Origin of the sequence: Agrobacterium sp. YIC 4121, from assembly GCF_002008205.1 — a bacterium.
In the GTDB taxonomy this organism is placed as follows: Bacteria; Pseudomonadota; Alphaproteobacteria; order Rhizobiales; family Rhizobiaceae; genus Agrobacterium; species Agrobacterium leguminum.
In genome coordinates, this window is the sequence record NZ_MRDI01000012.1 from 1 (window position 1) to 23,179 (window position 23,179).

21 protein-coding genes and 2 pseudogenes are annotated in these 23,179 nt (G+C 60.1%); 12 read left to right on the top strand and 11 right to left on the bottom strand.

Annotation, left to right across the window (positions count from 1 at the left end; all coding sequences use genetic code 11):
• The 6 genes and pseudogenes from BTE54_RS24670 to BTE54_RS12550 form a co-directional block, all read left to right on the top strand.
• Positions 1 to 361: pseudogene (locus BTE54_RS24670) on the top strand (glutamine--fructose-6-phosphate aminotransferase); the annotation flags it as partial.
• 10 nt (positions 362 to 371) lie between these two features.
• Positions 372 to 1,358 (top strand): annotated as a pseudogene (gene glmS, locus BTE54_RS12530) (glutamine--fructose-6-phosphate transaminase (isomerizing)); the annotation flags it as partial.
• On the top strand, positions 1,355 to 1,858 hold the full coding sequence (locus BTE54_RS12535; protein ID WP_078052678.1) for an N-acetyltransferase: 504 nt from the start codon (positions 1,355 to 1,357) through the stop codon (positions 1,856 to 1,858). The pseudogene glmS and the gene BTE54_RS12535, both read left to right, overlap by 4 nt.
• Before the next feature lie 13 nt (positions 1,859 to 1,871).
• Complete coding sequence (locus tag BTE54_RS12540) at positions 1,872 to 2,540, top strand: DUF502 domain-containing protein (protein WP_059760288.1); 669 nt, start codon at positions 1,872 to 1,874, stop codon at positions 2,538 to 2,540.
• 117 nt (positions 2,541 to 2,657) lie between these two features.
• Positions 2,658 to 2,903: a CopG family ribbon-helix-helix protein gene (locus tag BTE54_RS12545; RefSeq protein WP_078052679.1), complete on the top strand. Its 246-nt coding sequence runs from the start codon at positions 2,658 to 2,660 to the stop codon at positions 2,901 to 2,903.
• Positions 2,900 to 3,190, top strand: a complete 291-nt coding sequence (locus tag BTE54_RS12550) for a type II toxin-antitoxin system mRNA interferase toxin, RelE/StbE family (protein ID WP_078052680.1) — start codon at positions 2,900 to 2,902, stop codon at positions 3,188 to 3,190. The genes BTE54_RS12545 and BTE54_RS12550 overlap by 4 nt, the downstream gene beginning before the upstream one ends.
• A 24-nt stretch (positions 3,191 to 3,214) precedes the next feature.
• Here the strand turns inward: BTE54_RS12550 and BTE54_RS12555 are convergent, their stop codons facing one another.
• Together BTE54_RS12555 and recG are read right to left on the bottom strand one after the other, a co-directional pair.
• Positions 3,215 to 3,487 (bottom strand): hypothetical protein, encoded by a 273-nt coding sequence (locus BTE54_RS12555; RefSeq protein WP_078052681.1) that lies wholly within the window; start codon positions 3,485 to 3,487, stop codon positions 3,215 to 3,217.
• A 12-nt stretch (positions 3,488 to 3,499) separates the two neighbouring features.
• The gene (gene recG, locus BTE54_RS12560; RefSeq protein ID WP_078052682.1) at positions 3,500 to 5,605 is read right to left on the bottom strand and encodes an ATP-dependent DNA helicase RecG; all 2,106 of its coding nucleotides are present in this window, start codon (positions 5,603 to 5,605) and stop codon (positions 3,500 to 3,502) included.
• 396 nt (positions 5,606 to 6,001) lie between these two features.
• Here recG and BTE54_RS12565 point away from each other — a divergent pair, with 396 nt between their 5' ends.
• From BTE54_RS12565 to BTE54_RS12575, 3 genes are all read left to right on the top strand, one after another.
• Positions 6,002 to 6,313 (top strand): succinate dehydrogenase assembly factor 2, encoded by a 312-nt coding sequence (locus BTE54_RS12565; RefSeq protein WP_077982075.1) that lies wholly within the window; start codon positions 6,002 to 6,004, stop codon positions 6,311 to 6,313.
• Positions 6,314 to 6,317: 4 nt separating this feature from the next.
• The gene (mfd, locus tag BTE54_RS12570) at positions 6,318 to 9,815 is read left to right on the top strand and encodes a transcription-repair coupling factor (RefSeq protein WP_078052683.1); all 3,498 of its coding nucleotides are present in this window, start codon (positions 6,318 to 6,320) and stop codon (positions 9,813 to 9,815) included.
• A gap of 369 nt (positions 9,816 to 10,184) precedes the next feature.
• Entirely contained in the window at positions 10,185 to 10,529 is a 345-nt protein-coding gene (locus BTE54_RS12575) for a hypothetical protein (RefSeq protein ID WP_078052684.1), read from the top strand.
• A gap of 58 nt (positions 10,530 to 10,587) precedes the next feature.
• Here BTE54_RS12575 and BTE54_RS12580 read toward each other — a convergent pair whose 3' ends face one another.
• The 3 genes from BTE54_RS12580 to BTE54_RS12590 are packed head-to-tail and all read right to left on the bottom strand — an operon-like array spanning position 10,588 to position 14,133.
• A complete protein-coding gene (locus BTE54_RS12580) occupies positions 10,588 to 11,520 on the bottom strand; it encodes a DMT family transporter (RefSeq protein WP_078052685.1) in 933 nt (310 codons plus the stop codon).
• 51 nt (positions 11,521 to 11,571) lie between these two features.
• A complete protein-coding gene (locus tag BTE54_RS12585) occupies positions 11,572 to 12,240 on the bottom strand; it encodes a DsbA family protein (protein WP_078052686.1) in 669 nt (222 codons plus the stop codon).
• Positions 12,241 to 12,285: 45 nt separating this feature from the next.
• A complete protein-coding gene (locus tag BTE54_RS12590) occupies positions 12,286 to 14,133 on the bottom strand; it encodes an extracellular solute-binding protein (protein ID WP_078052687.1) in 1,848 nt (615 codons plus the stop codon).
• Positions 14,134 to 14,440: 307 nt separating this feature from the next.
• On the opposite strand from BTE54_RS12590, the gene BTE54_RS12595 reads away from it, so the two are divergent.
• Positions 14,441 to 15,097 (top strand): invasion associated locus B family protein, encoded by a 657-nt coding sequence (locus BTE54_RS12595; RefSeq protein ID WP_003523420.1) that lies wholly within the window; start codon positions 14,441 to 14,443, stop codon positions 15,095 to 15,097.
• A 92-nt stretch (positions 15,098 to 15,189) separates the two neighbouring features.
• Here BTE54_RS12595 and hspQ read toward each other — a convergent pair whose 3' ends face one another.
• The 4 genes from hspQ to BTE54_RS12615 form a co-directional block, all read right to left on the bottom strand.
• The gene (hspQ, locus tag BTE54_RS12600; protein ID WP_003523419.1) at positions 15,190 to 15,519 is read right to left on the bottom strand and encodes a heat shock protein HspQ; all 330 of its coding nucleotides are present in this window, start codon (positions 15,517 to 15,519) and stop codon (positions 15,190 to 15,192) included.
• 88 nt (positions 15,520 to 15,607) lie between these two features.
• Positions 15,608 to 16,528: a DMT family transporter gene (locus tag BTE54_RS12605; protein ID WP_078052688.1), complete on the bottom strand. Its 921-nt coding sequence runs from the start codon at positions 16,526 to 16,528 to the stop codon at positions 15,608 to 15,610.
• 100 nt (positions 16,529 to 16,628) lie between these two features.
• The gene (gene glnA, locus BTE54_RS12610) at positions 16,629 to 18,038 is read right to left on the bottom strand and encodes a type I glutamate--ammonia ligase (protein ID WP_003523416.1); all 1,410 of its coding nucleotides are present in this window, start codon (positions 18,036 to 18,038) and stop codon (positions 16,629 to 16,631) included.
• 71 nt (positions 18,039 to 18,109) lie between these two features.
• Entirely contained in the window at positions 18,110 to 18,448 is a 339-nt protein-coding gene (locus tag BTE54_RS12615; RefSeq protein ID WP_003515720.1) for a P-II family nitrogen regulator, read from the bottom strand.
• 358 nt (positions 18,449 to 18,806) lie between these two features.
• Here BTE54_RS12615 and BTE54_RS12620 point away from each other — a divergent pair, with 358 nt between their 5' ends.
• Positions 18,807 to 20,282: an NAD(P)H-hydrate dehydratase gene (locus BTE54_RS12620; RefSeq protein ID WP_078052689.1), complete on the top strand. Its 1,476-nt coding sequence runs from the start codon at positions 18,807 to 18,809 to the stop codon at positions 20,280 to 20,282.
• Positions 20,283 to 20,540: 258 nt separating this feature from the next.
• On the opposite strand, the gene BTE54_RS25490 is transcribed toward BTE54_RS12620, so the two are convergent.
• Together BTE54_RS25490 and BTE54_RS12630 are read right to left on the bottom strand one after the other, a co-directional pair.
• Positions 20,541 to 21,581, bottom strand: a complete 1,041-nt coding sequence (locus BTE54_RS25490) for a GlxA family transcriptional regulator (protein WP_065655157.1) — start codon at positions 21,579 to 21,581, stop codon at positions 20,541 to 20,543.
• 271 nt (positions 21,582 to 21,852) lie between these two features.
• Positions 21,853 to 22,071 (bottom strand): hypothetical protein, encoded by a 219-nt coding sequence (locus BTE54_RS12630; RefSeq protein WP_059760262.1) that lies wholly within the window; start codon positions 22,069 to 22,071, stop codon positions 21,853 to 21,855.
• A 126-nt stretch (positions 22,072 to 22,197) separates the two neighbouring features.
• Here BTE54_RS12630 and BTE54_RS12635 point away from each other — a divergent pair, with 126 nt between their 5' ends.
• Positions 22,198 to 23,136, top strand: a complete 939-nt coding sequence (locus tag BTE54_RS12635; protein ID WP_020810641.1) for a LysR family transcriptional regulator — start codon at positions 22,198 to 22,200, stop codon at positions 23,134 to 23,136.
• Positions 23,137 to 23,179 lie beyond the last annotated feature (43 nt).

Below are 23,179 nucleotides of genomic sequence, written 5' to 3' on the forward strand. Positions count from 1 at the left end.
CGCCATCGCGCTGTCGCCCTTCACCAATGAGATCACCTATCTGGTGGATGGCGACTGCGCCATCGTGACCCGGCAGGGTGCGGAAATCATCGATTTCGCCGGCAAGCCGGTGAAGCGCGAGCGTCAAATCTCGCAGGCGACGGCCTATGTGGTCGATAAGGGCAACCATCGCCACTTCATGGAAAAGGAAATCTACGAGCAGCCGGAAGTCATTTCCCATGCGCTCAGCCACTATGTGGATTTCGCTTCCAAGACCGTGAAGCAGGCGGACACGGCCATCGATTTCGCCAAGCTTTCCGGCCTTGCCATCTCCGCCTGCGGCACGGCCTATCTGTCCGGCCTGATCGGCAAATACTGGTTCGANGAAGCAGGCGGACACGGCCATCGATTTCGCCAAGCTTTCCGGCCTTGCCATTTCCGCCTGCGGCACGGCCTATCTGTCCGGCCTGATCGGCAAATACTGGTTCGAGCGTTATGCCCGTCTGCCGGTGGAAATCGATGTCGCCTCGGAATTCCGTTACCGCGAAATCCCGCTCGTTCCCACGCAGGCTGCGCTGTTCATTTCGCAATCGGGCGAAACCGCCGATACGCTGGCGGCCCTGCGTTATTGCCAGCAGGAAGGGCTGAAGATCGGCGCGGTGGTCAACACGCGTGAATCCACCATGGCACGCGAATCCGATGCGATCTTCCCGATCCTTGCCGGTCCGGAAATCGGCGTCGCCTCCACCAAGGCCTTCACCTGCCAGCTTGCCGTGCTCGCTTCGCTCGCCGTTGCCGCCGGAAAAGCGCGCGGTACGGTCACGGCCCAGCAGGAAACCGAACTGGTTCGCCATCTCACCGAGATGCCGCGCATCATGAGCAAGGTTCTCAACAGCATCCAGCCGCAGATCGAAGCGCTGTCACGCGATCTGTCGCGTTTCAAGGACGTGCTTTATCTGGGCCGCGGCACCAGCTTCCCGCTGGCGCTGGAAGGCGCGCTGAAGCTCAAGGAAATCTCCTATATCCACGCCGAAGGTTATGCCGCCGGCGAGCTGAAGCATGGGCCTATCGCGCTGATTGACGAGAACATGCCCGTCATCGTCATCGCGCCGCATGACCGTTTCTTCGAAAAGACCGTTTCGAACATGCAGGAGGTCGCCGCGCGCGGCGGCCGCATCATCTTCATCACCGATGAGAAGGGGGCCGCCGCATCCAAGCTCGACACCATGGCGACGATCACGCTGCCCAATGTCGATGAGCTTATTGCGCCGATGGTCTTCTCGCTGCCGATCCAGCTGCTTGCCTACCACACCGCCGTCTTCATGGGCACGGATGTGGACCAGCCGCGCAATCTGGCTAAATCGGTAACGGTGGAATGATCATCCGGCCTGAGCGTCAGGGCGATGAAGAGGCGATTGCTCGCGTTACGGAAGATGCTTTCCGTAACGTCGATTACAGCGACAAGACGGATCATCTGATCGTCGAGCGGTTACGCAGGGCGGGCGCGCTCACCGTTTCACTGGTTGCCGAGGATAGCGAAGGCATCATCGGCCATGTCGGTTTTTCGCCGGTGACGCTCACCAGCGGCGAGACCGGCTGGTTCTGTCTCGCGCCGCTTTCCGTAACGCCGGAACGGCAGGGGAAGGGCGTCGGCTCAAGGCTGGTGCGGGACGGGCTAGCCGTTCTGGAGCGTCTGAATGCTTCCGGCGTGGTCGTCGTGGGCGATCCGGACTACTATGGCCGCTTCGGTTTTCGCCATGTCGAAGGGGTGAATGCGGAAGGGATTCCTGACGAATATTTCACAGTTCTTCGCTTGCATGGTGGAACTCCATCCGGCATTGTCGGTTTTCATCCGGGTTTCGATGGCGACAACGCTTAATTCCGAACGGTAAATGACCGATATTCCAGTCAAAATTTCATTCGCAGCCCGCCTGCGCAATAGTTTCCTCACGGGCGTTCTGATCCTTGCGCCCGTCACCATCACCATGTGGCTGGTGTGGAGCTTCCTGCAATGGGCCGATAGCTGGGTGAAGCCCTATATTCCCGCCCGTTACGATCCCGAGCAATATTTCGATGTGGCTATTCCCGGTTTCGGCCTGCTGATCGCCGTTATCGGCATCACCCTCATCGGCTTTCTCGGCAATAACCTCATCGGCAAATGGATTTTCGGTGTCGGCGAATCCATCCTCAACCGCATGCCGCTGGTGCGGCCGATCTACAAGAGCATCAAGCAGCTGTTCGAATCCGTCCTGAAGGAGCATTCGAACTCCTTCAAAAAGGTCGGCCTGATCGAGTTTCCGTCATCCGGCACCTGGGCGATGGTGTTCGTCGCCTCCGAGGCCAAGGGCGAGCTTGCCCATCGTTTCAATGAAATGGGCCAGCAGATGGTCGCCGTCTTCCTGCCGCCGACACCGGTGCCGACAGCCGGTTTTCTGCTGTTCGTGCCGAAAGACAAGATCGTGATGCTGGATATGACGCCGGAAGATGCGGCGAAACTGCTGATATCCGGCGGTCTGGTGGCCCCGGATTTCAAGCCGCCGAAGATGATCGCGCCGGTTTGAACGCGTTCGCAAGGCGCTAGATTCCTTCCTCCATTCTCACGGAGGGAGGTAAAGCCATACGGTTGACGAACCAATGTGGTTCACCAATAATCACAGTGAACCAACAAGGTTGCGATTATGACTGCATTTACTGTTCGTCTGCCTGATGAGGTTGCCGACAAACTCGACCAATTGGCGGAAAAACTTGACCGGTCGCGATCCTATATGGCGGCGCGGGCGATTGAGGACTTTATCGCCCGCGAGGAGTGGCAGCTTGCCGAGATTGAGGCGGGTGTGGCGGAAGCCGATCGCGGCGAGTTCGGGACATCTGAGGATCTCGCAAACATTGTCGGGAAATATGTAAAATCCGCTCGGCCGTCATGAATGACCGGCGAATTCGTTGGACCTTACGGGCGCTGCGACGGCTCGATGAAATTGGTGTACATATCGAAAAGGATAATCCAGCGGCTGCGGCCCGGGTGATTTCCCGCATTGTTTCAGCGGTTGATATGTTGGTGGAACAGCCAGCCATGGGGCGGGTCGGACGCATCAGAGGAACACGGGAAGCCGTGCTTCCCGACATTTCCTACATCATTGCCTATCGTGTGGACGAGGATATCGAAATTTTGACGATCATCCACACATCGCAGCGGTGGCCTTCGGCGCTTTAGCCCAACAGTCTCCGGACTTCATGGTCAGTCGTCGTCATCCAGATTATCCACTTCCGTACCGGTGGTCGTGGCGTGGAATACGGGAACGAAAAGCCGCATATAGACCAGCCGCACGCTCCAGCCTTCTTCCAGTGCCTGGCTCCAGGCCTTCTTGCGGCCGGGCTTTTTGAACGCCTTGCCGATCGCCTTTTTTTCGCTTTTCGCAAATGTCTCGGGCTGCAGGATATTCTGCGGCGAACAGAGCGCGTAGCCCTTGCGGAAGGCGGGTGGCGGGCGGCGTGGGTCGATCATGTTCATGGCGGTTCACTTTCAGCCGGCGTGCAGGAAGCGGATCGCTTCGTCGCGGCGGTGCAAATAGAGCAGGGTACGCAGCGCATTGCCGCGTGGACCTGTCAGTTCGGGGTCACGCTCAATGACGTAGGCTGCGTCCTTGCGGGCGATTTCCAGAAGGTCGGCATGGGCTTCGAGGCTTGCGATGCGGAAGCCCGGCGTGCCGGACTGGCGGGTGCCGAGCAGCTCGCCTTCACCACGCAGCTTTAAATCCTCCTCGGCAATCAGGAAGCCGTCTTCGCTGTCGCGCAGGATGGACAGCCGAGCGCGGCCGTTTTCGCTGAGCGGGCCTTTATAGAGCAGGATGCAGGTGGAAGCTTCGTCGCCGCGTCCCACACGGCCGCGCAGCTGGTGCAGCTGTGCGAGGCCGAAACGTTCGGCATGTTCGATGACCATGATCGTCGCATCCGGCACGTCGACGCCCACTTCGACCACTGTCGTGGCCACCAGCAGGCGGGTTTCGCCGTTCTTGAAGGCGAGCATGGCAGCGTCTTTTTCCGGGCCGCTCATGCGTCCATGGATCAGGCCGATATTGGCGCCGAGCATCTGTGAGAGAACCGCGTGGCGCTCCTCCGCCGACATCAGCTCGCACTCTTCCGTTTCCTCCACCAGCGGGCAGATCCAGTAGGCCTTCTTGCCTTCCTTCAGCGCCGCACGAAGTCGCTCGACAATATCGCCGATCCGTTCAGTCGGGATCGTCACGGTCTGGATGGGTTTGCGGCCCGCCGGTTTTTCGGTGAGCTTGGAGACATCCATATCGCCGAAAGCGGCCAAAACCAGCGTGCGCGGAATGGGCGTGGCGGTCATGACCAGCATGTGTGGCGTGATGCCCTTGGCGGTGAGGCGCAGGCGCTGGTGCACGCCGAAGCGATGCTGTTCGTCCACTACTGCCAGCACGAGGTTCCTGTAACTCACGCTGTCCTGAAACAGCGCATGCGTGCCGATGACGATCTGCGCTTCGCCGGAAGCGATGCGCTCCTCGATCTCGCGGCGCTCCGTGCCCTTGGTGCGGCCGGTCAGCACTTCGACGGTGATGCCGGCTACCTGAGCGAGTTTGGATATGGTGGCGTAGTGCTGCCGGGCAAGGATTTCGGTCGGCGCCATCAGCACCGCCTGTCCGCCGGCTTCCACGGCCGTTGCCATCGCCATCAGCGCCACCAGCGTCTTGCCGGCGCCGACATCGCCCTGCAGCAGGCGTAACATGCGGTCTTCGCCGGCCATGTCGGTCAGGATATCTTTCACCGCAGCGCTCTGGCTCGCCGTCAGCGAGAAGGGCAGTTGCGACAGGATTTTTGCGGCGACATCACCCCTGGTGCGGATCGGCTGGCCCGCCACCTTGCGCAGCCGCTGGCGCACCAGCGCCAGTGACAGCTGCCCGGCGAGGAATTCGTCATAGGCAAGCCGCCTGCGCGACGGGGCCTGCGGTTCGATATCGGCGCTGTCACGCGGGTCATGCAGCTCGCGGAAGCTTGAGGCGACATCGCCGAAGCCCTGCCGGGTCTTCAGCGTTTCATCGATCCATTCCGGAAAGACCGGCAGTTTCGACAGCCCGCCTTCAATGGCGCGGCGCAGCACCTTGGGCGATAGACCGGCGGTCATGGGATAGACCGCTTCCACCAAAGGCAGGTTTTCCGCCTCGGAAAGCTTCACCATGAAATCCGGATGCACCATGGAAGCGCGGCCGTTGAACCAGTCCACCTTGCCGCTGACGAGAACCTCTTCATCAACGGGCAGGGCCTTGGACAGCCAGTCGCCCTTGGCGCGGAAAAAGGTCAGCGCCAGTTCGCCGGTTTCGTCATGCAGAAAAACGCGATAGGGCGCGTTGCGGTTTCCCGGCGGTGGCGGCTGGTGACGGTCGACGCATCCCTGAATGGTGACAATGGCGCCGGGGCTTGCCAGCGCAATGCCGGGGCGGTTGCGGCGGTCGATGACGTTGGATGGCGCGTGGAAGAGGAGATCGATGACGCGGGTGTCGTCGGCACTTTCCCGACTGAGGAGCTTAGCCAGAAGATCGGCAAGTTTCGGCCCCACACCGGCAAGGGTGGAGACGGAGGCAAACAGCGGATCAAGAATGGCCGGGCGCATGGGTCAGCAAAATCGGGGAAGGGGGCGGCTTATGCAAGACTTCGCTGGCCACAAAGGCGGGTTATCACCGGCAGATTTTCACCGCCGTGGCATTATTTCGATAAAAACCGGTTCCCAAGCGTTCGCCTCCTGTTCTATAGGAGGTCGTAATGGACGGCACAAAGATTGAGCAGCAGGCTGCAAGTTCGAAGCCTGCTGTTTTCCGTGACGCTCACCTCTCCTCATCCCTGTGCTTGTCACAGGGATCCAGTCAGCCCAAGTCCTTGGGCTGAAAGGAGTCTCTCCGCCGCGCCGACGCGCGTCGGCTGGATTCCTGTGACGAGCACAGGAATGAGGGGGTGGATGGCGTGTCAGGTGAAATCATGTGCTGCAAACCGATACGGGAAGGAAAATGCGATGACTGGACTGGTGCGCACGAGTGCCGACCTCGATCCGAGACGCCGGCGGATTCTTTACCGCTGCTGGCATCGGGGCATTCGCGAGATGGATCTGGTGCTCGGGCAATTCGCGGAAGACAATATTGCCGGGCTTTCCGATGAGCAGCTCGACGAGTTGGAAGTCATCATGGCGGAAGAGGATAACGACCTCGTCAAGATGGTGACCGGCGCCCTTGCCATACCGGAAAAATTTCAGACCCCGCTGTTCGAGAAGATCGCCTCCTACCGTCCCGATTTCGATCTCGTTACCACTGACACCCTGAAAGCGTGAGAATATGATAGCCGGATTCGATGCAAAGCTGGTGTCGTCGGCCGATACGCCGCTGACCATCGGAAACGTGCCTTCCGGCATGGAAGCCCTTTTGCTTGCCGATATGGCGCGGGCCGGCACGTCGGTCGCCTATGTAATGTCGGATGGCCAGCGGGTCGCCGATCTCGAACAGATCCTCGGTTTCGTCGCACCTGATATTCCGGTGATGACGCTTCCCGCCTGGGACTGCCTTCCCTATGACCGCGTATCACCGAGCGCTGACACCTCAGCGCGCCGGCTGGCGGCGCTTGCCGGTCTCATCGCCCATGCGAAGAAACCGCATCCGGCCATCGTGCTCGTCACCGTCAACGCCATGCTGCAGAAGATGGCGCCGTGCGACATTATTGAGAGTCTCGGCTTTTCTGCCAAACCCGGCAATCAGATCCGCATGGAGGAGATTGCCGCGCGGCTGGAGCGCAACGGTTTCGACCGGGTGGCGACGGTGCGCGAAGTGGGTGAATTTGCCGTGCGCGGCGGCATTCTCGACGTCTTCGTGCCGGGCACCGAAGAGCCGGTGCGGCTCGATTTCTTCGGCGATACGCTGGAAAGCATCCGCACCTTTGATCCGGCCAGCCAGCGCACCATCGGTCAGGCGCGCTCGCTCGATCTGAACCCGATGAGCGAAGTGACGCTGACGCCGGATACGATCAGCCGGTTCCGCAAGAATTACCTGTCGCTGTTCGGTGCGGCGACGCGAGACGATGCGCTTTATCAGGCCGTCTCCGAAGGCCGCCGTTATGCCGGCATGGAGCACTGGCTGCCGCTGTTTTACGAGCAGCTGGAAACCGCCTTCGATTATCTGAAGGGCTTCCGCATCGTCACCGACCATACGGCGCGGGAGGCGGCGAAAGAACGCTCCAAGCTGGTGCTCGATTATTACGATGCGCGCCGCAGTTCCGGCGAAACCAAGGGCTCGACGCAGGGCGCGCCCTATAAGCCGGTTTCGCCCGGCCAACTCTATCTCGATGGCAAGAGTTTCGATGCCGCACTGGCTGCCGTCAATGCGGTACGCCTGACGCCCTTCAACGAGCAGGACAGCGAAGGCCGCCCAGTCGCGACGCTCGACGCCCATGTCGGGCCGCGCTGGGCGCGTCCGCCAACCGAAGGCGAGAGCGAAGAACGGGTCAATGTTTTCGATCTGGCCGTGAAGCACATTGCCGAACGCCGCGCCAAGGGCTGGAAGGTGCTGATCACCGGCTGGTCGGAAGGTTCGCTCGACCGGTTGTTGCAGGTGCTGAACGAGCACGGGCTTGAGAAGATCAAGCCGGTCACCTCGCTGAAAGAGGTGGAGAAGCTCGGAAAGGGCGAGGCGGCATCGGCGGTGCTGAGCCTTGAAGCGGGTTTCGAAACGGGAAACCTTGCCGTTATTGGCGAGCAGGACATTCTCGGCGACCGCATGGTGCGCCGCTCCAAGCGCCGCAAGCGCGGCGCGGATTTCATCTCGGAAGTGGCGGGGCTGGATGAGGGCTCGCTGGTCGTCCATGCCGAACATGGCATTGGCCGCTTCGTCGGCCTGCGGACCATCGAGGCGGCGGGTGCGCCGCGGGTGTGTCTGGAACTGCTTTATGCCGATGACGCCAAGCTGTTCCTGCCCGTTGAAAACATCGATCTTCTGTCGCGTTACGGCTCGGATGCGGCGGAGGCGCAGCTGGACAAGCTTGGCGGCGGCGCATGGCAGATGCGCAAGGCCAAGCTCAAGAAACGCCTGCTGGACATGGCAGACGAGCTTATCCGCATCGCGGCTGCGCGCCTGGTGCGCCATGCGCCGGTGCTGACTGCGCCGGATGGGCTTTACGACGAATTCGCCGCCCGTTTCCCCTATGACGAGACGGAAGACCAGCTGAACGCGATTGAGTCCATCCGCGAGGATCTCGGCGCCGGCCGGCCGATGGATCGCCTGATCTGCGGCGATGTCGGTTTCGGCAAGACGGAAGTGGCGCTTCGCGCCGCGTTCCTCGCCGCCATGAATGGTGTGCAGGTGGCGGTGGTGGTGCCGACCACGCTGCTTTCCCGCCAGCATTTCCGCACCTTCTCCGAACGTTTCCGTGGGTTGCCGATCCGGGTGCAGCAGGCTTCGCGTCTCGTGGGCTCCAAGGAACTGACGCTGACGAAAAAGGAAGTGGCTGATGGCAAGACGGATATTGTCGTCGGTACCCATGCGCTGCTCGGCGCGGGCATCAGCTTCGCCAATCTCGGCCTGCTGATCATCGATGAAGAGCAGCATTTCGGTGTGAAGCACAAGGAGCGGCTGAAGGAGCTGAAGAGCGACGTGCATGTGCTGACGCTCTCCGCGACGCCCATTCCGCGCACCTTGCAGCTGGCCATGACCGGTGTTCGCGAATTGTCGCTCATCACCACACCGCCGGTGGACCGCATGGCGGTTCGCACCTTCATTTCGCCGTTTGATCCGCTGGTGATCCGCGAGACGCTGATGCGCGAGCATTATCGCGGCGGCCAGAGTTTTTACGTCTGCCCCCGTCTTGCCGATCTTGCCGACATTCACGCCTTCCTGCAATCGGATGTGCCGGAACTGAAGGTGGCGGTGGCGCATGGGCAGATGCCGGCAGGCGAACTCGAAGACATCATGAACGCCTTCTACGACGGCAAGTATGATGTGCTGCTGTCGACCACCATCGTCGAATCCGGCCTCGACGTGCCGACCGCCAATACGCTGATCGTGCATCGCGCCGATATGTTCGGCCTTGCCCAGCTTTACCAGTTGCGCGGCCGTGTCGGACGCTCCAAGGTGCGCGCCTTCGCGCTCTTCACCCTGCCGGTCAACAAGGTGCTGACGACGATGGCCGAGCGGCGGCTGAAGGTGCTGCAATCGCTCGATACGCTCGGTGCCGGCTTCCAGCTGGCGAGCCACGACCTCGATATTCGCGGTGCGGGCAATCTGCTTGGCGAGGAACAGTCCGGCCATATCAAGGAAGTCGGTTTCGAGCTTTACCAGCAGATGCTGGAAGAGGCGGTTGCCGAAGTGAAGGGTGACGAGCAGGTGCAGGATAGCGGCTGGTCGCCGCAAATCTCGGTTGGCACCTCCGTCATGATCCCGGAAGACTACGTGCCGGATCTGCATCTGCGCATGGGTCTTTACCGCCGTCTCGGCGAGCTTGCGGATATCAGCGAGATCGATGGTTTCGGTGCGGAAATGATCGACCGTTTCGGCCCGCTGCCGAAAGAGGTGCAGCATCTCCTCAAGATCGTCTACATCAAGTCGCTCTGCCGCATTGCCAATGTCGAGAAGGTGGATGCCGGGCCGAAGGGCGTGGTCGTGCAGTTCCGCAACAAGGAATTCCCCAATCCGGCAGCGTTGGTCGCCTATATCGGCAAGCAGGGCTCGATGGCGAAGATCCGCCCCGATCACAGTCTGTTCCTGACACGCGATCTGCCGACGCCGGAAAAGCGGCTGACGGGCGCGGCGATGATCATGACACAGCTCGCGGAACTGGCGCGGTCCTGACGGGAGCGTTGGTGGGTGGGGTTTACCCCCCTCTGCCCTGCCGGGCATCTCCCCCTCAAGGGGGGAGATCGATATGCGGCGGGGTTTCGACTATCTTAACGGTCGAGAATGAAGCGGCGAGAGATCGTCCTGTCGATCTCCCCCCTTGAGGGGGAGATGCCCGGCAGGGCAGAGGGGGGTAAAGCCCCACCCACCCTCGGCCTGCTAACAAATGGCCAATCCCCGAAAAATCCAACCCGCAAGGCTCAGCAAAAATTACCACGATGTAACCAAACGGACATGCGCCGGTAGTCTTCGCGGGCGTAGTCTAAGCTTCATACCCGGTGCGGCGGATCGGTAGATGCCGCCGGGTGATGAAGGAGCAGGACGATGTGGACTAACATTAACAGGTTTGCCACCGCTGGTCTGGTTGCCTTGACAATTGCGGGCACCACAATTGCCACCACCAGCCAGGCGGAAGCGCGCAATAATTTCGGCCGCGGCCTTGCCGCCGGCATTGCCGGCACGATCATTGGCGGAGCGCTGATTGCGGGTGCAAGACACCCGGGTTATGCTTACGGCCCCGCCTATTACGCGCCTGACTACGGTCCGCCTGTTTACGCTTCCCCGGCTTATGGCCCGCCGGTTGTTTACCAGCCGGCCTACCCGCGCTGCCACGTGGCGTGGAGGCAGAACGCCTGGGGCGATATGTATCGGGTCAGGGTTTGTGATTGATCGAATGCCATGCCGGCGACGCGAATACGCGTTGCCGGTTCTTCGCATTCGTTGGGCTTCAGCGCCCGTCTTCCGGCGTGATGCCGACGGCAACGTTCTGGTCGGTGGCAGCGATCGAAGCGGGCAGCGGCACCTTTCTCTGCTTCTCGCGGATCAGCGTCAACAGGCCGGAGCCGACGATGAGGGCGATGCCGACGAGCATCCATCCGTCGATACGGTCGCCGAAAATCAGGTAACCGAACAGGATGGCCCAGAGCATCTGGCTATATTGCGTCGGGCCGATCATGGCGGCGGGCGCATATTGGGCGGCATACATGACCAGGACGTTGCCAAGCGCGCCGAGCAGGCCATATCCCGCCAGCAACAGCCATTGCGCGCCGGCTGGCATAACAAACGTCGGCACCATGGCGATGCCGCTTATGGTGAGACAGCCGAGCACACCGGCACCATAAAGCGAGACGTTCTTTTCCGATGGCCCCATGGCGCGGAAAATGACAATGCTGAGCGCACCGCTGAAGCCGCCGATGATGGCGCCGAGGTGGCCGACGCCGAGTTCGCGGAAGCCCGGCCGCAGGATGACCAGCACGCCGAGGAAACCGATGATGACGGCTGACCAGCGCTTGATGCCCACCTGTTCTTTCAGGAACACCACCGACATGATGGTGACGAAGGAAGGGAGCAGGAAGATCAGCGCGAAGGCTTCCGCCATGGAAAGATGGGTGAAGGCTGTCACGCTGCCGACTGCGCCGGTGCCGGCGGCAAAAAAGCGGATGATCCACAAGGGGCGGTTCGTCGTTCTGACGATATCCACCCAGCGGTCGTTGCGTTTGCGGATGAAGGGCAGGGCGGCAAAGCCGAAAAGGGCGCCGAAGAAGGCCGATTCGATCGGTGAAATCTGGCCTTCTATGAGTTTAACGCTTGCATCGCTCCAAGCGTAGGCAGCGAAGGCGGCAAAGGCAAGCAGAATGCCTTTCAGGGTCTGGTCGGACACGGAAACACCGGCGAAAAATCGAGTTGATGAAAACCGCCGGTGGTTTGACCGTCAGTTCATCGATCTATGCTCGTCCGCCTTGATTTTTGCAATATCCCGCAGTGCAGCAATCAATACCTCCGGCGTTTGTGCACCGCTTATGGCGTATTTCTGGTCGATGATGAAGAAGGGCACGCCGGCGACGCCCATTTGCTGCGCCGCATCGATTTCGGCGATGACGGTGTCCTTGTCGGCGTCGGAGGCGAGAAGCCGCGCCACGACCTTGGCGTCCATGCCGGATTTTTCGGCCACATCGGTCAGCACCGCGTGATCGCCGATGTTGCGCCCTTCCTCGAAATTGGCCTTGAACAGGGCGGTGACGACCTTTTCCTGAATATCGCGGCCTTCGGAATGCGCCCAGAGCGACAGCCGATGGGCGTCGAGCGTGTTCGGGCCGATCTTGATCGCATCGAAATCGTAATTGATGCCGACTTCCCTGCCGAGCTGTACCAGCGTGGCATGCGCCTGTTCGAGGCGCTCCTTGCCGAGCTTTTCCTCGAGAGCGGCTTTCTGGTCAACGCCTTCTGGCGGGTAATCCGGGTTGAGGCGGTAAGGACGCCAGTTCACGTCGACGCTGATTTCGTCCTGCACCTCGGCAATGGCGAGATCGAGCCTTGCCTTGCCGAGATAACACCACGGGCAGACCATATCCGATACGACGTCGACAACGATGCGTTCCATGGTTTTATCTTCCCTTTTCTCTGCCGGGGATGGGTGCGGTGCGGTTTATTGCGCCCGCGCATCCCACCAGGTCTGTTTCTGATTGCCGGATATCGGCGTCATATCCGGGCGGTCGATATATTTCCAGCGGGCCACCCATTGCGCGCCGATATAATAGAGCGGAATGACATAGTGGCCGGCAACGAGAAGGCGGTCGTAACCGCGCACCGCCGCCTGAAAATCCTCCGTCGACCTTGCCTGCAGCAGGGCCTCGATCATGCGGTCTATATCGGGATTTGCAGCACCCGCATAGTTGAAGCTGCCCTGCGCATCCCGCGAGAGCGAACTCCAGCGGTTGAGCTGTTCCATGCCCGGTGAGAGCGAGGAGGGCAGGGAGCGGATGATCATATCATAGTCGAAGCTGTTCGAGCGGGCCTGATATTGACCGTCATCGACCGAGCGGATGCCCATGGCGACGCCGATCAGGTTGAGCGAACGCTGATAGGCAAGCGCGATGCGCTCCTGCGCCGGGTTCTGCGTCATGATTTCGAAGGCAAGCTGACGGCCGCTGGCGTCGGACATTCTGCCGTTCTTGATGCTGTAGCCAGCCTCTTTCAGCTTGTCGACGGCCATTTTCAGAACTTTGCGGTCCGCGCCGGTGCTATCGGTGGTCGGCATGGCATAGGTTCCCGCCAGCAGTTCCGGCGGCATGGTTTTCGCCGCGTCGCCAAGCAGGGCAAGCTCGCGCTCGTCTGCGGCATTGCCATAGGCGCCGAGCGGTGAGTTCTGCCAGTAACTCTGTGTGCGCTTGAAGGAGCCGCCGAGGATGTTCTTGTTCATCCATTCGAAATCGAGCGCATAGGACAGGCCCTCGCGCACCTTTTCGTCGGCGAAGACGGCGCGGCGGGTGTTGAAAACGAGGCCGAACATGCCGGTGGGCAGGCGCGGCTGGAAGACGTCCTTGACGATATCGCCGCGATGGACGGCCGGGAAATTGTAAGCCTGTCCCCAGTGGGAGGTATCGGAAGTGCCGTTGATGGCGTCGCCTTCAGGATAAATGTCGATATCGCCCTTCTTGAAGGCCTCGAACATGGTGGTGACCTGAAGGAAATAGGTGACGCTGATCTCGTCGTAATTGTCGAAGCCGACCTTGCCGGGAATATCCTTGCCCCAATAGTCCGGGTTCCGCTCCCAGATGATTCGTTCGCCTGGCCGCAGGGTTTTGATTCGGTATGGACCTGAGCCGACGACCGGGCCGAGGCCCGCCTGCTCGAATTTTTCCGGATCGATCGCATGTTTCGGCAGGATCGGGGTGGAGGAGGCGAGAATGAGCGGCGTTTCGCGGTTCGCCTTGTCATTGAAGGTGAAACGCACGCTGCGATCGCCGATCTTTTCCAGCTTCGCCACACCGTCCAGACGGGTATTGAAGGGCGGGCGGCCTTTTTCCTTCAGGAGATTGAAGGTGAAGATCACGTCATCCGCGGTCACCGGCTCGCCGTCGGACCATTTTGCCTTCGGGTTGAGGTTGAACCGGACGAAGCTGCGCTCCTCATCCCACTCCGCGGTTTCGGCGAGCAGGCCGTAAAGGCTGAAAGGCTCGTCGCTGGAGCGCAGCATCAGCGGTTCGTAGAGAAGATTGCCGAATTCCGGGTCCCAGACGCCGCGTGCGGTGGTGCGCATTCCCTTGAGAACGAAGGGATTGAGGCTGTCGAAGGTGCCGACGACGCCGTAAGAGATTCGGCCGCCTTTCTTCACGTCCGGATTGACGTAAGGGAAGTGGCGGAAATCTGCCGGCATGGCAGGCGTACCATGCATGGAAATGCCATGAAGCGGCTGCGCCAGGGCGGTTCCGGCGGGAAGCAGGGATGATCCCAGAAGGAACAATGCGGGGATGAAGGCCGCAAGGTTGCGCATGTCACTATCCTGTCTCAACGGTCAGTCCGATATGTGGACCTGACCGGTTTATCGTCATGATTCTGGCAGATATGTAGCACACGGACATTGCATGACCCATGCAACGGCGGGAAATCTTGGGTCAGCTCAAGAAAAAGTTAAAGAAGTGCTGGATATCGCCGCGATCGGCATGTAACAGGGGGACCGGAAGAGACGGGTCACGCATTTGCCTCATTTAAACGACAGTTGAACGGGCAGAAGGATACCGCCATCGGCGAACAGGATCTTGCGGTTCTGTTCTGGCAGACATTCAGGAGACGGAACTCTTATGATGCACAAGGCAAACACATTCACCCGGACGGCTCTGTCCGCTCTGGTCCTTTCTCTCGGCGCAATGTCCGCTCCGGCCATCTCGCAGGCTCAGGATGCTGCTCCCGCCGCTCAGGGCGCTGGCGCTCCGCCGCTCGGCTGGTTCAAGACCTGCTCCAAGCAGGAAGACAACGATGTCTGCGTCGTGCAGAACGTGGTTCTTGCCCAGAACGGCCAGATGATCACCGCCGTCGGCCTCATCACCGTTGAAGGCAAGGTCAACCGCAAGCTGCTGCAGGTCTCCGTTCCGACCGCGCGTCTCGTTCCTCCGGGCGTGATGATGCAGATCGACGGCGGCAAGGGCCAGAAGCTCGATTACGCCGTTTGCCTTCCTGACAAGTGCACGGCTGAAGTTCCGCTGACGGACGCCATGATCGCTTCCCTGAAGAAGGGTAGCGAGGTGGTCTTCACCTCCATCAACTTCCGCCGCGCGCCGAACCCCATCAAGATCGCGCTCTCCGGCTTCACCGGCGCCTATGACGGCCCGGCGATCACCCAGTCGCAGCTTGCCGAAAGCCAGCGCAGCCTGCAGGAAGGCATGCAGAAGAAGGCTGAAGAGGCCCGCAAGAAGCTGGAAGCCGCACAGGACGCTGCCAAGGGCGCGCCGAAGCCCTGATTGCAGCGTAAGCTCCAAAAACAGGAAAACCGGTCTGGCGACAGACCGGTTTTTTTATGCCCCTGGGAGGGAGGGGAGACATTTGGCGGGCGTCAATGCGCCGTCGACATTTTCGGGCGCCATTCGCCGTTCGGCGCCTTGTCGAAGATGCGGCCGATATTGGGGTTTCGGAGCGGCGTCTCGTTTTCGTCGTGGACGAGGTTCTGTTCGGAAACATAGGCGACATATTCCGTCTCCTCGTTTTCAGCCAGAAGATGATAGAAGGGCTGGTCGCGATCCGGCCTGATTTCCGCAGGGATGGCATTCCACCATTCCTCGGTATTGGCATATTCCGGGTCCACGTCGATCACCACACCGCGGAACGGAAACACCTTGTGGCGGACGATTTCGCCAAGCGTGAATTTTGCGTTTCTTTGTTTCATGGCATGTACTTCCTTTCCCAATACTAGGTGGTATCGGAATGCGAAATATCAAGACCTAGCGGTTTTGGCGCCGGTCTGCCTTCCGCGTTCAGCGCCTTCCGCCGATGGGCGCGGTGGCGATGATGACGCCGCCGGTGACGAGCACGATGCCGACGGCGTGATAGGTCTCGAAAGTCTCCCCCAGAAACAGCGTGGCCATGAGGATCGAGACCGGCGGCATCATGTAAAGCGTGACGCCAGCGGTCGCGGGACCGAAGACGCGCACTGTATGAGTGAAGCAATAAAAGGCCAATAGTGAGGCGAACAGGATGATGCCGCCGATCTTGGCCCAGGCCATTGGCGTGGCGGGTAACATGCCGCCCTGCGCCAGTTCCAGAGCCGCCGGCGGCAGAAGCACGAGCGCGCCGGAAAAGGCGATCAGGCCGAAAAGGCTGAAAGAGGCCATCTGCCGTGCGGCAGGATCGCGCAGCAGCAGCGAATAGACCGCAAAGGCGATGGCCGCCGTCAGGATCGCGAAATCGCCAATGTTGAAATTCAGGTGCCAGAGAGCGGAGATATCGCCCTTTAGGACGATGGCGGCGACGCCGGCGAAGGCGATGACCATGCCCGCCACTTCCAGCTTCCGGATCGGGCGGCCCTGAAAGACGCGCTGGAACAGGATGATGAACAGCGAGGACGTGGTGTATATCAGCGTGCCGTTGGCGGCCGTCGTCATGGTTAGCCCCCAATAGACCACGCCGCCGCAGATGCCCATGCCGAGAATGCCGAGGACGAGCCAGAGCAGCGTTTTTCGCCGCACGAAGGCAAGGCAGTTGCGCCAGTCGGCGATCATGAAAGGGGCGATGATGAGGGTCGAGCCGATCCAGCGGATGAAGGCGGCGATGAAAGGCGAGACTTCGCCGACGACGCCACGGCCGAAAATGACATTGCTGGAGAAAAAGAACGGCACCGCCAGAAAGATGAGCCAGTCCGTGAGGCGCGTTTGCTGAGAGGCTGGCTTGTTCGACATTCTTCGCAATGATGGCTGGGCTTCAAAAGAAAACGGCGGCTTTCCAGGGAAAACCGCCGGAATGGATGGAGCGCCCCGATGGGAGCGCTCCAAAGGCCGATCAGGCCGAGTAGTACATGTCGAATTCGACCGGATGCGGGGTCATTTCGAAACGCATGACTTCCTGCATCTTCAGCTCGATGAACGAGTCGATCTGGTCGTCGTCGAACACGCCGCCGGCGGTCAGGAACTTGCGGTCCTTGTCGAGGCTTTCCAGCGCTTCGCGCAGCGAGCCGCAGACGGTCGGGATCTTCTTCAGTTCCTTGGCGGGAAGGTCGTAAAGGTCCTTGTCCATCGGCTTGCCGGGGTGGATCTTGTTCTTGATGCCGTCAAGGCCGGCCATCAGCATGGCCGCAAAACCGAGATAGGGGTTCTGGGTCGGATCCGGGAAGCGGACTTCGACGCGCTTTGCCTTCGGGTTGGAGCCGAAGGGAATACGGCACGATGCGGAACGGTTGCGCGCGGAGTAGGCGAGCAGAACCGGCGCTTCATAACCCGGCACCAGACGCTTGTAGGAGTTGGTGGTGGGGTTGGTGAAGGCGTTGATGGCCTTGGCGTGCTTGATGATGCCGCCGATGTAATAGAGGCAGGTCTCGGAAAGACCGGCATATTCGTCGCCAGCGAAGGTCGGCTTGCCGCCCTTCCAGATCGACTGGTGAACGTGCATGCCCGAGCCGTTGTCGCCGAAGATCGGCTTCGGCATGAAGGTTGCGGTCTTGCCATAGGCATTGGCGACCTGGTGCACGACGTACTTGTAGATCTGCATCTTGTCGGCGCTGGAGACGAGCGTGTCGAACTTCACGCCCAGCTCGTGCTGTGCGGCAGCCACTTCGTGGTGGTGCTTTTCGACGACCACGCCCATTTCGGCGAGAACCGTCAGCATTTCAGAGCGCATGTCCTGCAGGCTGTCGATCGGCGGAACCGGGAAGTAGCCGCCCTTGACGCGCGGACGGTGGCCGAGGTTGCCGGTCTCGTAATCCGTGTCGTCGTTGGACGGCAGTTCGGACGAGTCGAGCTTGAAGCCGGTGTTGTAGGGATCGGCCTTGTACTTCACGTCGTCGAAGACGAAGAATTCCGGCTCCGGGCCAACGAAAACGGTGTCGCCGATGCCGGATGCCTTGAGGTAGGCTTCGGCCTTCTTGGCGGTGCCGCGCGGGTCGCGGTTATAGGCTTCGCCCGAGACCGGGTCGAGGATGTCGCAAAGGACGACCAGGGTGGACTGGGCGAAGAACGGGTCGATATGGGCGGTGGCCGGATCGGGCATCAGCACCATGTCGGACTCGTTGATGGCCTTCCAGCCGGCGATCGAGGAGCCGTCGAACATGACGCCATCGGCGAACATGTCTTCGTCCACACAGACAACATCCATGGTGACGTGCTGCAGCTTGCCCTTGGGGTCGGTAAAGCGCAGGTCCACGAACTTGATGTCGTTATCCTTGATCTGCTTCAAGATATCGTTTGCGGTCGTCATTTAAACGTTTTCCTTGAGTGTGATGATGACGAGGTGAAAACCCAAGCCTCCCCGGCTCGGGACGTTCTTGATTATATGGCGTCCACGCCTGTTTCACCGGTACGGATGCGGATGACTTCCTCGACATTGGAAACGAAAATCTTTCCGTCGCCGATACGTCCTGTCTGCGCCGCATTGCGGATCGCCTCGATGACGGCTTCCGCATTCTCATCCGCCAATACGACTTCGACTTTCACTTTCGGCAAAAAGTCCACGACGTACTCTGCTCCGCGGTAGAGTTCCGTGTGGCCCTTCTGACGACCAAAGCCTTTTGCTTCCGTGACCGTGATTCCCTGAAGTCCGACTTCCTGAAGGGCTTCCTTCACTTCATCGAGCTTGAAAGGCTTAATGATCGCTTCGATCTTTTTCATGAGAAAATATCTCTCCGCTTCTCCCGTTAAAGCAGGTAACTCCCGCTCTGCCACAAGAATGCACGTATTGTGCCAGATCGGAAGCGGGCTTGAAGAAAAAACTTCGATCCCCCGGCTTTCCGACACAAAATGCATTCGCTTTTTGCGCTTTTCCAGCCAATTTCTCGCGGAAACCCGAAAAATCCATCAGCATTTCTGTGAATTTGTATTATTTTAGTTGATTTGAATATTTGGAAAGGTGCGAACAAGGGAATGGCCTTTTGTTTATATTTTATGCATTTGTCTATTATTTAGACATGACAATTTGCTTATTTTTGTATCGATTGCCTTTCCGGCGTTTTGAAGGGATGATCGGGACATGAAATCCCTTCCGCGCCTCTTCCTGATCGACCCTGTTGCCATGGCCCGCATCGATGCGGCGGCCGGGCAATCCGGCATTCCTCTTTATGACCTGATGGAGCGGGCGGGGCAGGCCGTTGTGGCCTCGGCGCTGCGTCACTATCCGCAGGCGCAGCGTTTTGTCGTGCTCTGTGGCGGCGGCAACAATGGCGGCGATGGTTATGTGGCGGCGCGGGCGCTTTTGCAGAGCGGGGCGGTCGTCGCGGTTTATCATCTCGGCGATGTCGGTGCGCTCAGTGGCGATGCACGGACGGCATTCGAGCGGAGCGGCGTGACGCCGCTGCCGCTTGATGGCTATGCGCCTCTTGCCGGCGACGTGGTGATCGATGCGGTGTTCGGGGCCGGATTGTCCCGCGATGTTCCGCAGGAGCTTATTCGAGTGATTGAGGCGGTCACGCGGGCGAAGGTGCCGGTTCTCGCCGTCGACCTGCCCTCGGGCCTCTGCGGCAGGCGGGGCGTGCCTCTCGGCGCATCGTTCAGGGCGGAGCGGACGGTGACCTTCATGGCGCGCAAGCCGGGTCATCTGCTGATGCCGGGGCGGGAGCTTTGTGGAACGCTCGAGGTGTTCGATATCGGCATTCCGTCCCGCATCCTTGACGCCCATGCGGGATCGGTGGCGGAAAATGATCCGCTGATCTGGCGGGATGCCTTGCCTCACGCCGATATGGAAACCCACAAATTCCGTCGCGGGCATCTGACCGTCTTTTCCGGCCCGGCACATGCGACGGGCGCAAGCCGCATGACCGCGCTTTCGGCACTGAAGGCGGGAGCGGGGATCGTCACCATCGCTGCGCCTAGGCAAGCGCTCGATGTGCTCTCCGTCACGCTGACGGCGGTGATGAACGCACCGGTGGACGATGCCGACGATCTGCGGTCGTGGCTGGACGATGGGCGTCATGGCACTTTCGTTCTCGGCCCGGGTTTCGGCGACCTCGAAAAGGCGCGCCACTTCGTGTCTCTGCTTGGAGATAAGGCGGTCGTGCTGGATGCCGATGCGATCACGGCTTTCAGGGATCACAGGGATGCCCTGTTTGCGCGTGTCACGTCGGGCACAGGCAAATTCGTGCTGACGCCGCATGAGGGCGAATTTGCGCGACTGTTTCCCGATCTTGCCGCCGACAAGATGCTGAGCAAAGTCGAGAAGGCGCAGGTCGCCTCGGCCCGCAGCGGCGCCGCGCTGGTCTATAAGGGCGCGGATACGGTGATTGCAGCGCCGGATGGCCGGGCGCTGGTCAACACCAATGCTCCCGCGAGCCTTGCGACAGCTGGATCAGGCGATGTGCTGGCCGGTATCATCGGCGCGCTGCTGGCGCAGGGCGCGCCTGCCTTCGAGGCGGCTGCGGCCGGGGTCTGGCTGCATGGCGAGGCGGGCCACCGGGCAGGCGACGGCTTGACGGCGGAAGACCTTGCCCATGCGGTTCGGCCGTTTGGGTGAAGTGGTCTGATTGTGTTTGCTAGCAGCTGACAGATTCGGTGGTTTAGCAAAGTTCCATCATCCCCACTCAGTCACCCCGGACTTGATCCGGAGTCCAGCGCGATCAAGTCCTTGATCGCGAAAGACTCTTCTCACGGCGCAGACGCGCCGTGACTGGATGCCGGATCATCCTCGGGCTTGTTCCGGGGACCGGCATGAGGGAGGAGCGGTTTTTTATCCTGAAACAAGCTCCGTCGCGTTTGCGGCATTAGCCCGCATTCAATGCGCAGCCTTGCCTGCCTGGCTCGCCATCGCCATTCGCGATGCGCTGATGAGGAGTTTGCGTTCGGCGCGCTCCTGCTGCGGCGTGCGATTGTAGATTTCGCGATAACACTTGGAAAAATGCGAGGCGGAGACAAAACCGCAGGCGACGGCGACTTCGACCACTGGCATGGCCGATTGCACCAGCAGGTGGCGGGCGCGGTCGAGGCGGATTTCGAGATAATAGCGGGCGGGTGAGCGACCCATTTCCTGGCGGAAGAGGCGCTCCACCTGCCGGCGCGACAGATCGGCGGCGTCGGCGATATCGAGCAGCGACAGCGGTTCGGCAAGATTACCTTCCATCAATTCAATGATCGACAGGACCTTGCTGTTCTGCACGCCGAGGCGGGCGCGCAGCGGCAGGCGCTGGCGGTCATTGGGGCTGCGCACCCGGTCGGTCAATTGCTGTTCGCAGACGCGGTTGACGAGGTTTTCGCCGAAATCCTGACCGATCAGGCTCAGCATCATGTCGAGCGAGGCCGTGCCACCGGCGCATGTATAGATGTTGCTATCGACTTCGAAGAGGTCGGCATAGACTTCCACCTGCGGGAAGGCCTCGGAAAAACCGGGCAGGTTTTCCCAGTGGATCGCGCAGCGCTTGCCGTTCAAGAGGCCGGCCTGCGCGAGAATATGGGCGGCGGTACAGAGGCTGCCGATGGCGATGCCGCGATTATAGGCTTCGCGCAGCCAGGCATTGACGGATTTGTTGATGTGTTGATCCACATCGATGCCCGAACAGATGATCGCCATTTCCGGGCGGTTTTCGCCGTTGACGTAGCGCCGCTCATCGGCAAGACAGGTGTCGGGCTCAAGACAGATGCCGCTTGACGACATGACCTTCTGGCCATCGAGCGAGGAGAGCCGCCACTCATAGGCCTGATAGCCCAACATTCGGTTGGCGATGCGAAGCGTTTCAACCGCTGCGGCGAATGGCAGCATGGTAAATTGCGGAATGAGAAAAAAGACGATTGAGCGCTTCTTCTGGGAGTTTCTGCTCATTTGCCCGTGCTCCGTTGCGAATACGCAATTCCTCCCTTGGAATTGGTCTTCTGGATGTCCTGTCTACGACATCTTTAACGAAAAATACGCCGTGGAATCGGGGCTGTCAAAAAATCGCTTTTGAAATATGCAAATTTTGCGACAAGCCTTTAAAAAAGGCGGCGTGTCGCATGTAAAACAGGCACGCTATTTTGCGCCCTTGTTCCTCCATCCGAAGGGCGGGCAGGGATGGCTCGCACGTCTGGAAACGTTGCGGGCCACCGGTTGAATGTCATCTGCGGATGACGTTTATGCGGCTGTTGTCCGTCGTCGGCCATCCGATATCCTTCAATGTTTCAGGTGGCAATGCTTCCAGTGCGCGAAGCATTTTTTCGCGACGCCATGCGGCGTAACGGGCGGCAACATGGTCGGACAGGCGATGAAGCCAGCCGCTGGATGACGGACGGTGCGAGGAACGGTTCGCCACGGGGAGATAATGTATCATGGTCATGTCTTGATCCTTTCCTGAACCACGATCCTGTTTGCGACTTCGGTATGCGCTTGCCGACGAGGCTAAATCCGCCCCGTCAATCGATGTCCCGGATGGTGCGCGCTTGTTGACATTCAATCAAACGAAATGATATCCATCTATAAATCAAAATATTTGAAGGTGCGTGCCATGACCGTGACTTTCCGCCAACCGCTGCCGTTGCTGGATAACGACATATTGAGAACCTTCGTCGCCATCGCGGAAACGGGAAATTTCTCCACCGCCGCAGAAGTGGTGTTCAGAACGCCGTCTGCCGTTTCCATGCAGATCAAGAAGCTTGAAGAGCAGTTGAAAACGACGCTTTTCCTGCGCGATGCCCGTTCGGTGACATTGACGGCGCATGGGGAGACGCTTTTGACCTATGCGCGGCGCATGATTGCGCTGTCCAACGAGGCTGTGTCACGTTTCGTCATGCCGGAGCTTTCCGGCGTCGTCCGTCTCGGTGCGCCGGAGGATATTGGCGAGCGTGGCCTGCTGCCGGGCATTCTCAAGCGTTTTGCCGAGGCTTTCCCCGGCATCATGATCGACGTCACCATCGATTCCAGCTCCAATCTCTATAAGCGCATGGATGAGCAAAGGCTCGATCTTGCCCTCGTCAACTGTGCCTCTCATCCCCTTCGGGATACGGGCGAGGTGCTGATGCGCGAGCGTCTGGTCTGGGCGGGTGCAAAGTGTGGCACGGCCTATCTGCGCGATCCGCTGCCAATCTCCATCTGGGAAGAGGGTTGCATCTGGCGCTCGGAAGCGATCCATTCGCTGGAAAAGCGCGGCCGTAATTTCCGCGTGGCCTATCTCAGCGGCCATACCATGGCGCAGCGCGCGGCGATTGCCGCCGATCTCGCCATCGCGCCGCTGCCGCGATCCTATGTGCAGAACGACATGGTCATTCTGGGCGACAAGGAAGGCCTGCCGGAACTCGGCTGTTTCGATATCCGCCTGATCATGGGTGACAAGGCGTCCCGCCCTGTTCTTGCCGTGGCTGAAAGCATTCGAAACGCTTTTGTCGAAGTCGCCAAGGCGGCCTGAGATATTCGAGGTGCGCGGCGGCCGTGGCCCGTCGCGCCGTTAG

What these genes read in the sequence shown, in the direction of transcription:
- recG (WP_078052682.1), bottom strand. Translation starts at nt 5,605, where the DNA reads ATGCGCCCGGCCATTCTTGATCCGCTGTTTGCCTCCGTCTCCACCCTT.
- BTE54_RS12545 (WP_078052679.1), top strand. Translation starts at nt 2,658, where the DNA reads ATGACTGCATTTACTGTTCGTCTGCCTGATGAGGTTGCCGACAAACTC.
- BTE54_RS12565 (WP_077982075.1), top strand. Translation starts at nt 6,002, where the DNA reads ATGACTGGACTGGTGCGCACGAGTGCCGACCTCGATCCGAGACGCCGG.
- BTE54_RS12605 (WP_078052688.1), bottom strand. Translation starts at nt 16,528, where the DNA reads ATGTCGAACAAGCCAGCCTCTCAGCAAACGCGCCTCACGGACTGGCTC.
- BTE54_RS12615 (WP_003515720.1), bottom strand. Translation starts at nt 18,448, where the DNA reads ATGAAAAAGATCGAAGCGATCATTAAGCCTTTCAAGCTCGATGAAGTG.
- glnA (WP_003523416.1), bottom strand. Translation starts at nt 18,038, where the DNA reads ATGACGACCGCAAACGATATCTTGAAGCAGATCAAGGATAACGACATC.
- BTE54_RS12635 (WP_020810641.1), top strand. Translation starts at nt 22,198, where the DNA reads ATGATATCCATCTATAAATCAAAATATTTGAAGGTGCGTGCCATGACC.
- BTE54_RS12595 (WP_003523420.1), top strand. Translation starts at nt 14,441, where the DNA reads ATGATGCACAAGGCAAACACATTCACCCGGACGGCTCTGTCCGCTCTG.
- BTE54_RS25490 (WP_065655157.1), bottom strand. Translation starts at nt 21,581, where the DNA reads ATGAGCAGAAACTCCCAGAAGAAGCGCTCAATCGTCTTTTTTCTCATT.
- BTE54_RS12630 (WP_059760262.1), bottom strand. Translation starts at nt 22,071, where the DNA reads ATGACCATGATACATTATCTCCCCGTGGCGAACCGTTCCTCGCACCGT.
- BTE54_RS12550 (WP_078052680.1), top strand. Translation starts at nt 2,900, where the DNA reads ATGAATGACCGGCGAATTCGTTGGACCTTACGGGCGCTGCGACGGCTC.
- mfd (WP_078052683.1), top strand. Translation starts at nt 6,318, where the DNA reads ATGATAGCCGGATTCGATGCAAAGCTGGTGTCGTCGGCCGATACGCCG.
- BTE54_RS12555 (WP_078052681.1), bottom strand. Translation starts at nt 3,487, where the DNA reads ATGAACATGATCGACCCACGCCGCCCGCCACCCGCCTTCCGCAAGGGC.
- BTE54_RS12535 (WP_078052678.1), top strand. Translation starts at nt 1,355, where the DNA reads ATGATCATCCGGCCTGAGCGTCAGGGCGATGAAGAGGCGATTGCTCGC.
- BTE54_RS12575 (WP_078052684.1), top strand. Translation starts at nt 10,185, where the DNA reads ATGTGGACTAACATTAACAGGTTTGCCACCGCTGGTCTGGTTGCCTTG.
- BTE54_RS12620 (WP_078052689.1), top strand. Translation starts at nt 18,807, where the DNA reads ATGAAATCCCTTCCGCGCCTCTTCCTGATCGACCCTGTTGCCATGGCC.
- hspQ (WP_003523419.1), bottom strand. Translation starts at nt 15,519, where the DNA reads ATGAAACAAAGAAACGCAAAATTCACGCTTGGCGAAATCGTCCGCCAC.
- BTE54_RS12585 (WP_078052686.1), bottom strand. Translation starts at nt 12,240, where the DNA reads ATGGAACGCATCGTTGTCGACGTCGTATCGGATATGGTCTGCCCGTGG.
- BTE54_RS12590 (WP_078052687.1), bottom strand. Translation starts at nt 14,133, where the DNA reads ATGCGCAACCTTGCGGCCTTCATCCCCGCATTGTTCCTTCTGGGATCA.
- BTE54_RS12540 (WP_059760288.1), top strand. Translation starts at nt 1,872, where the DNA reads ATGACCGATATTCCAGTCAAAATTTCATTCGCAGCCCGCCTGCGCAAT.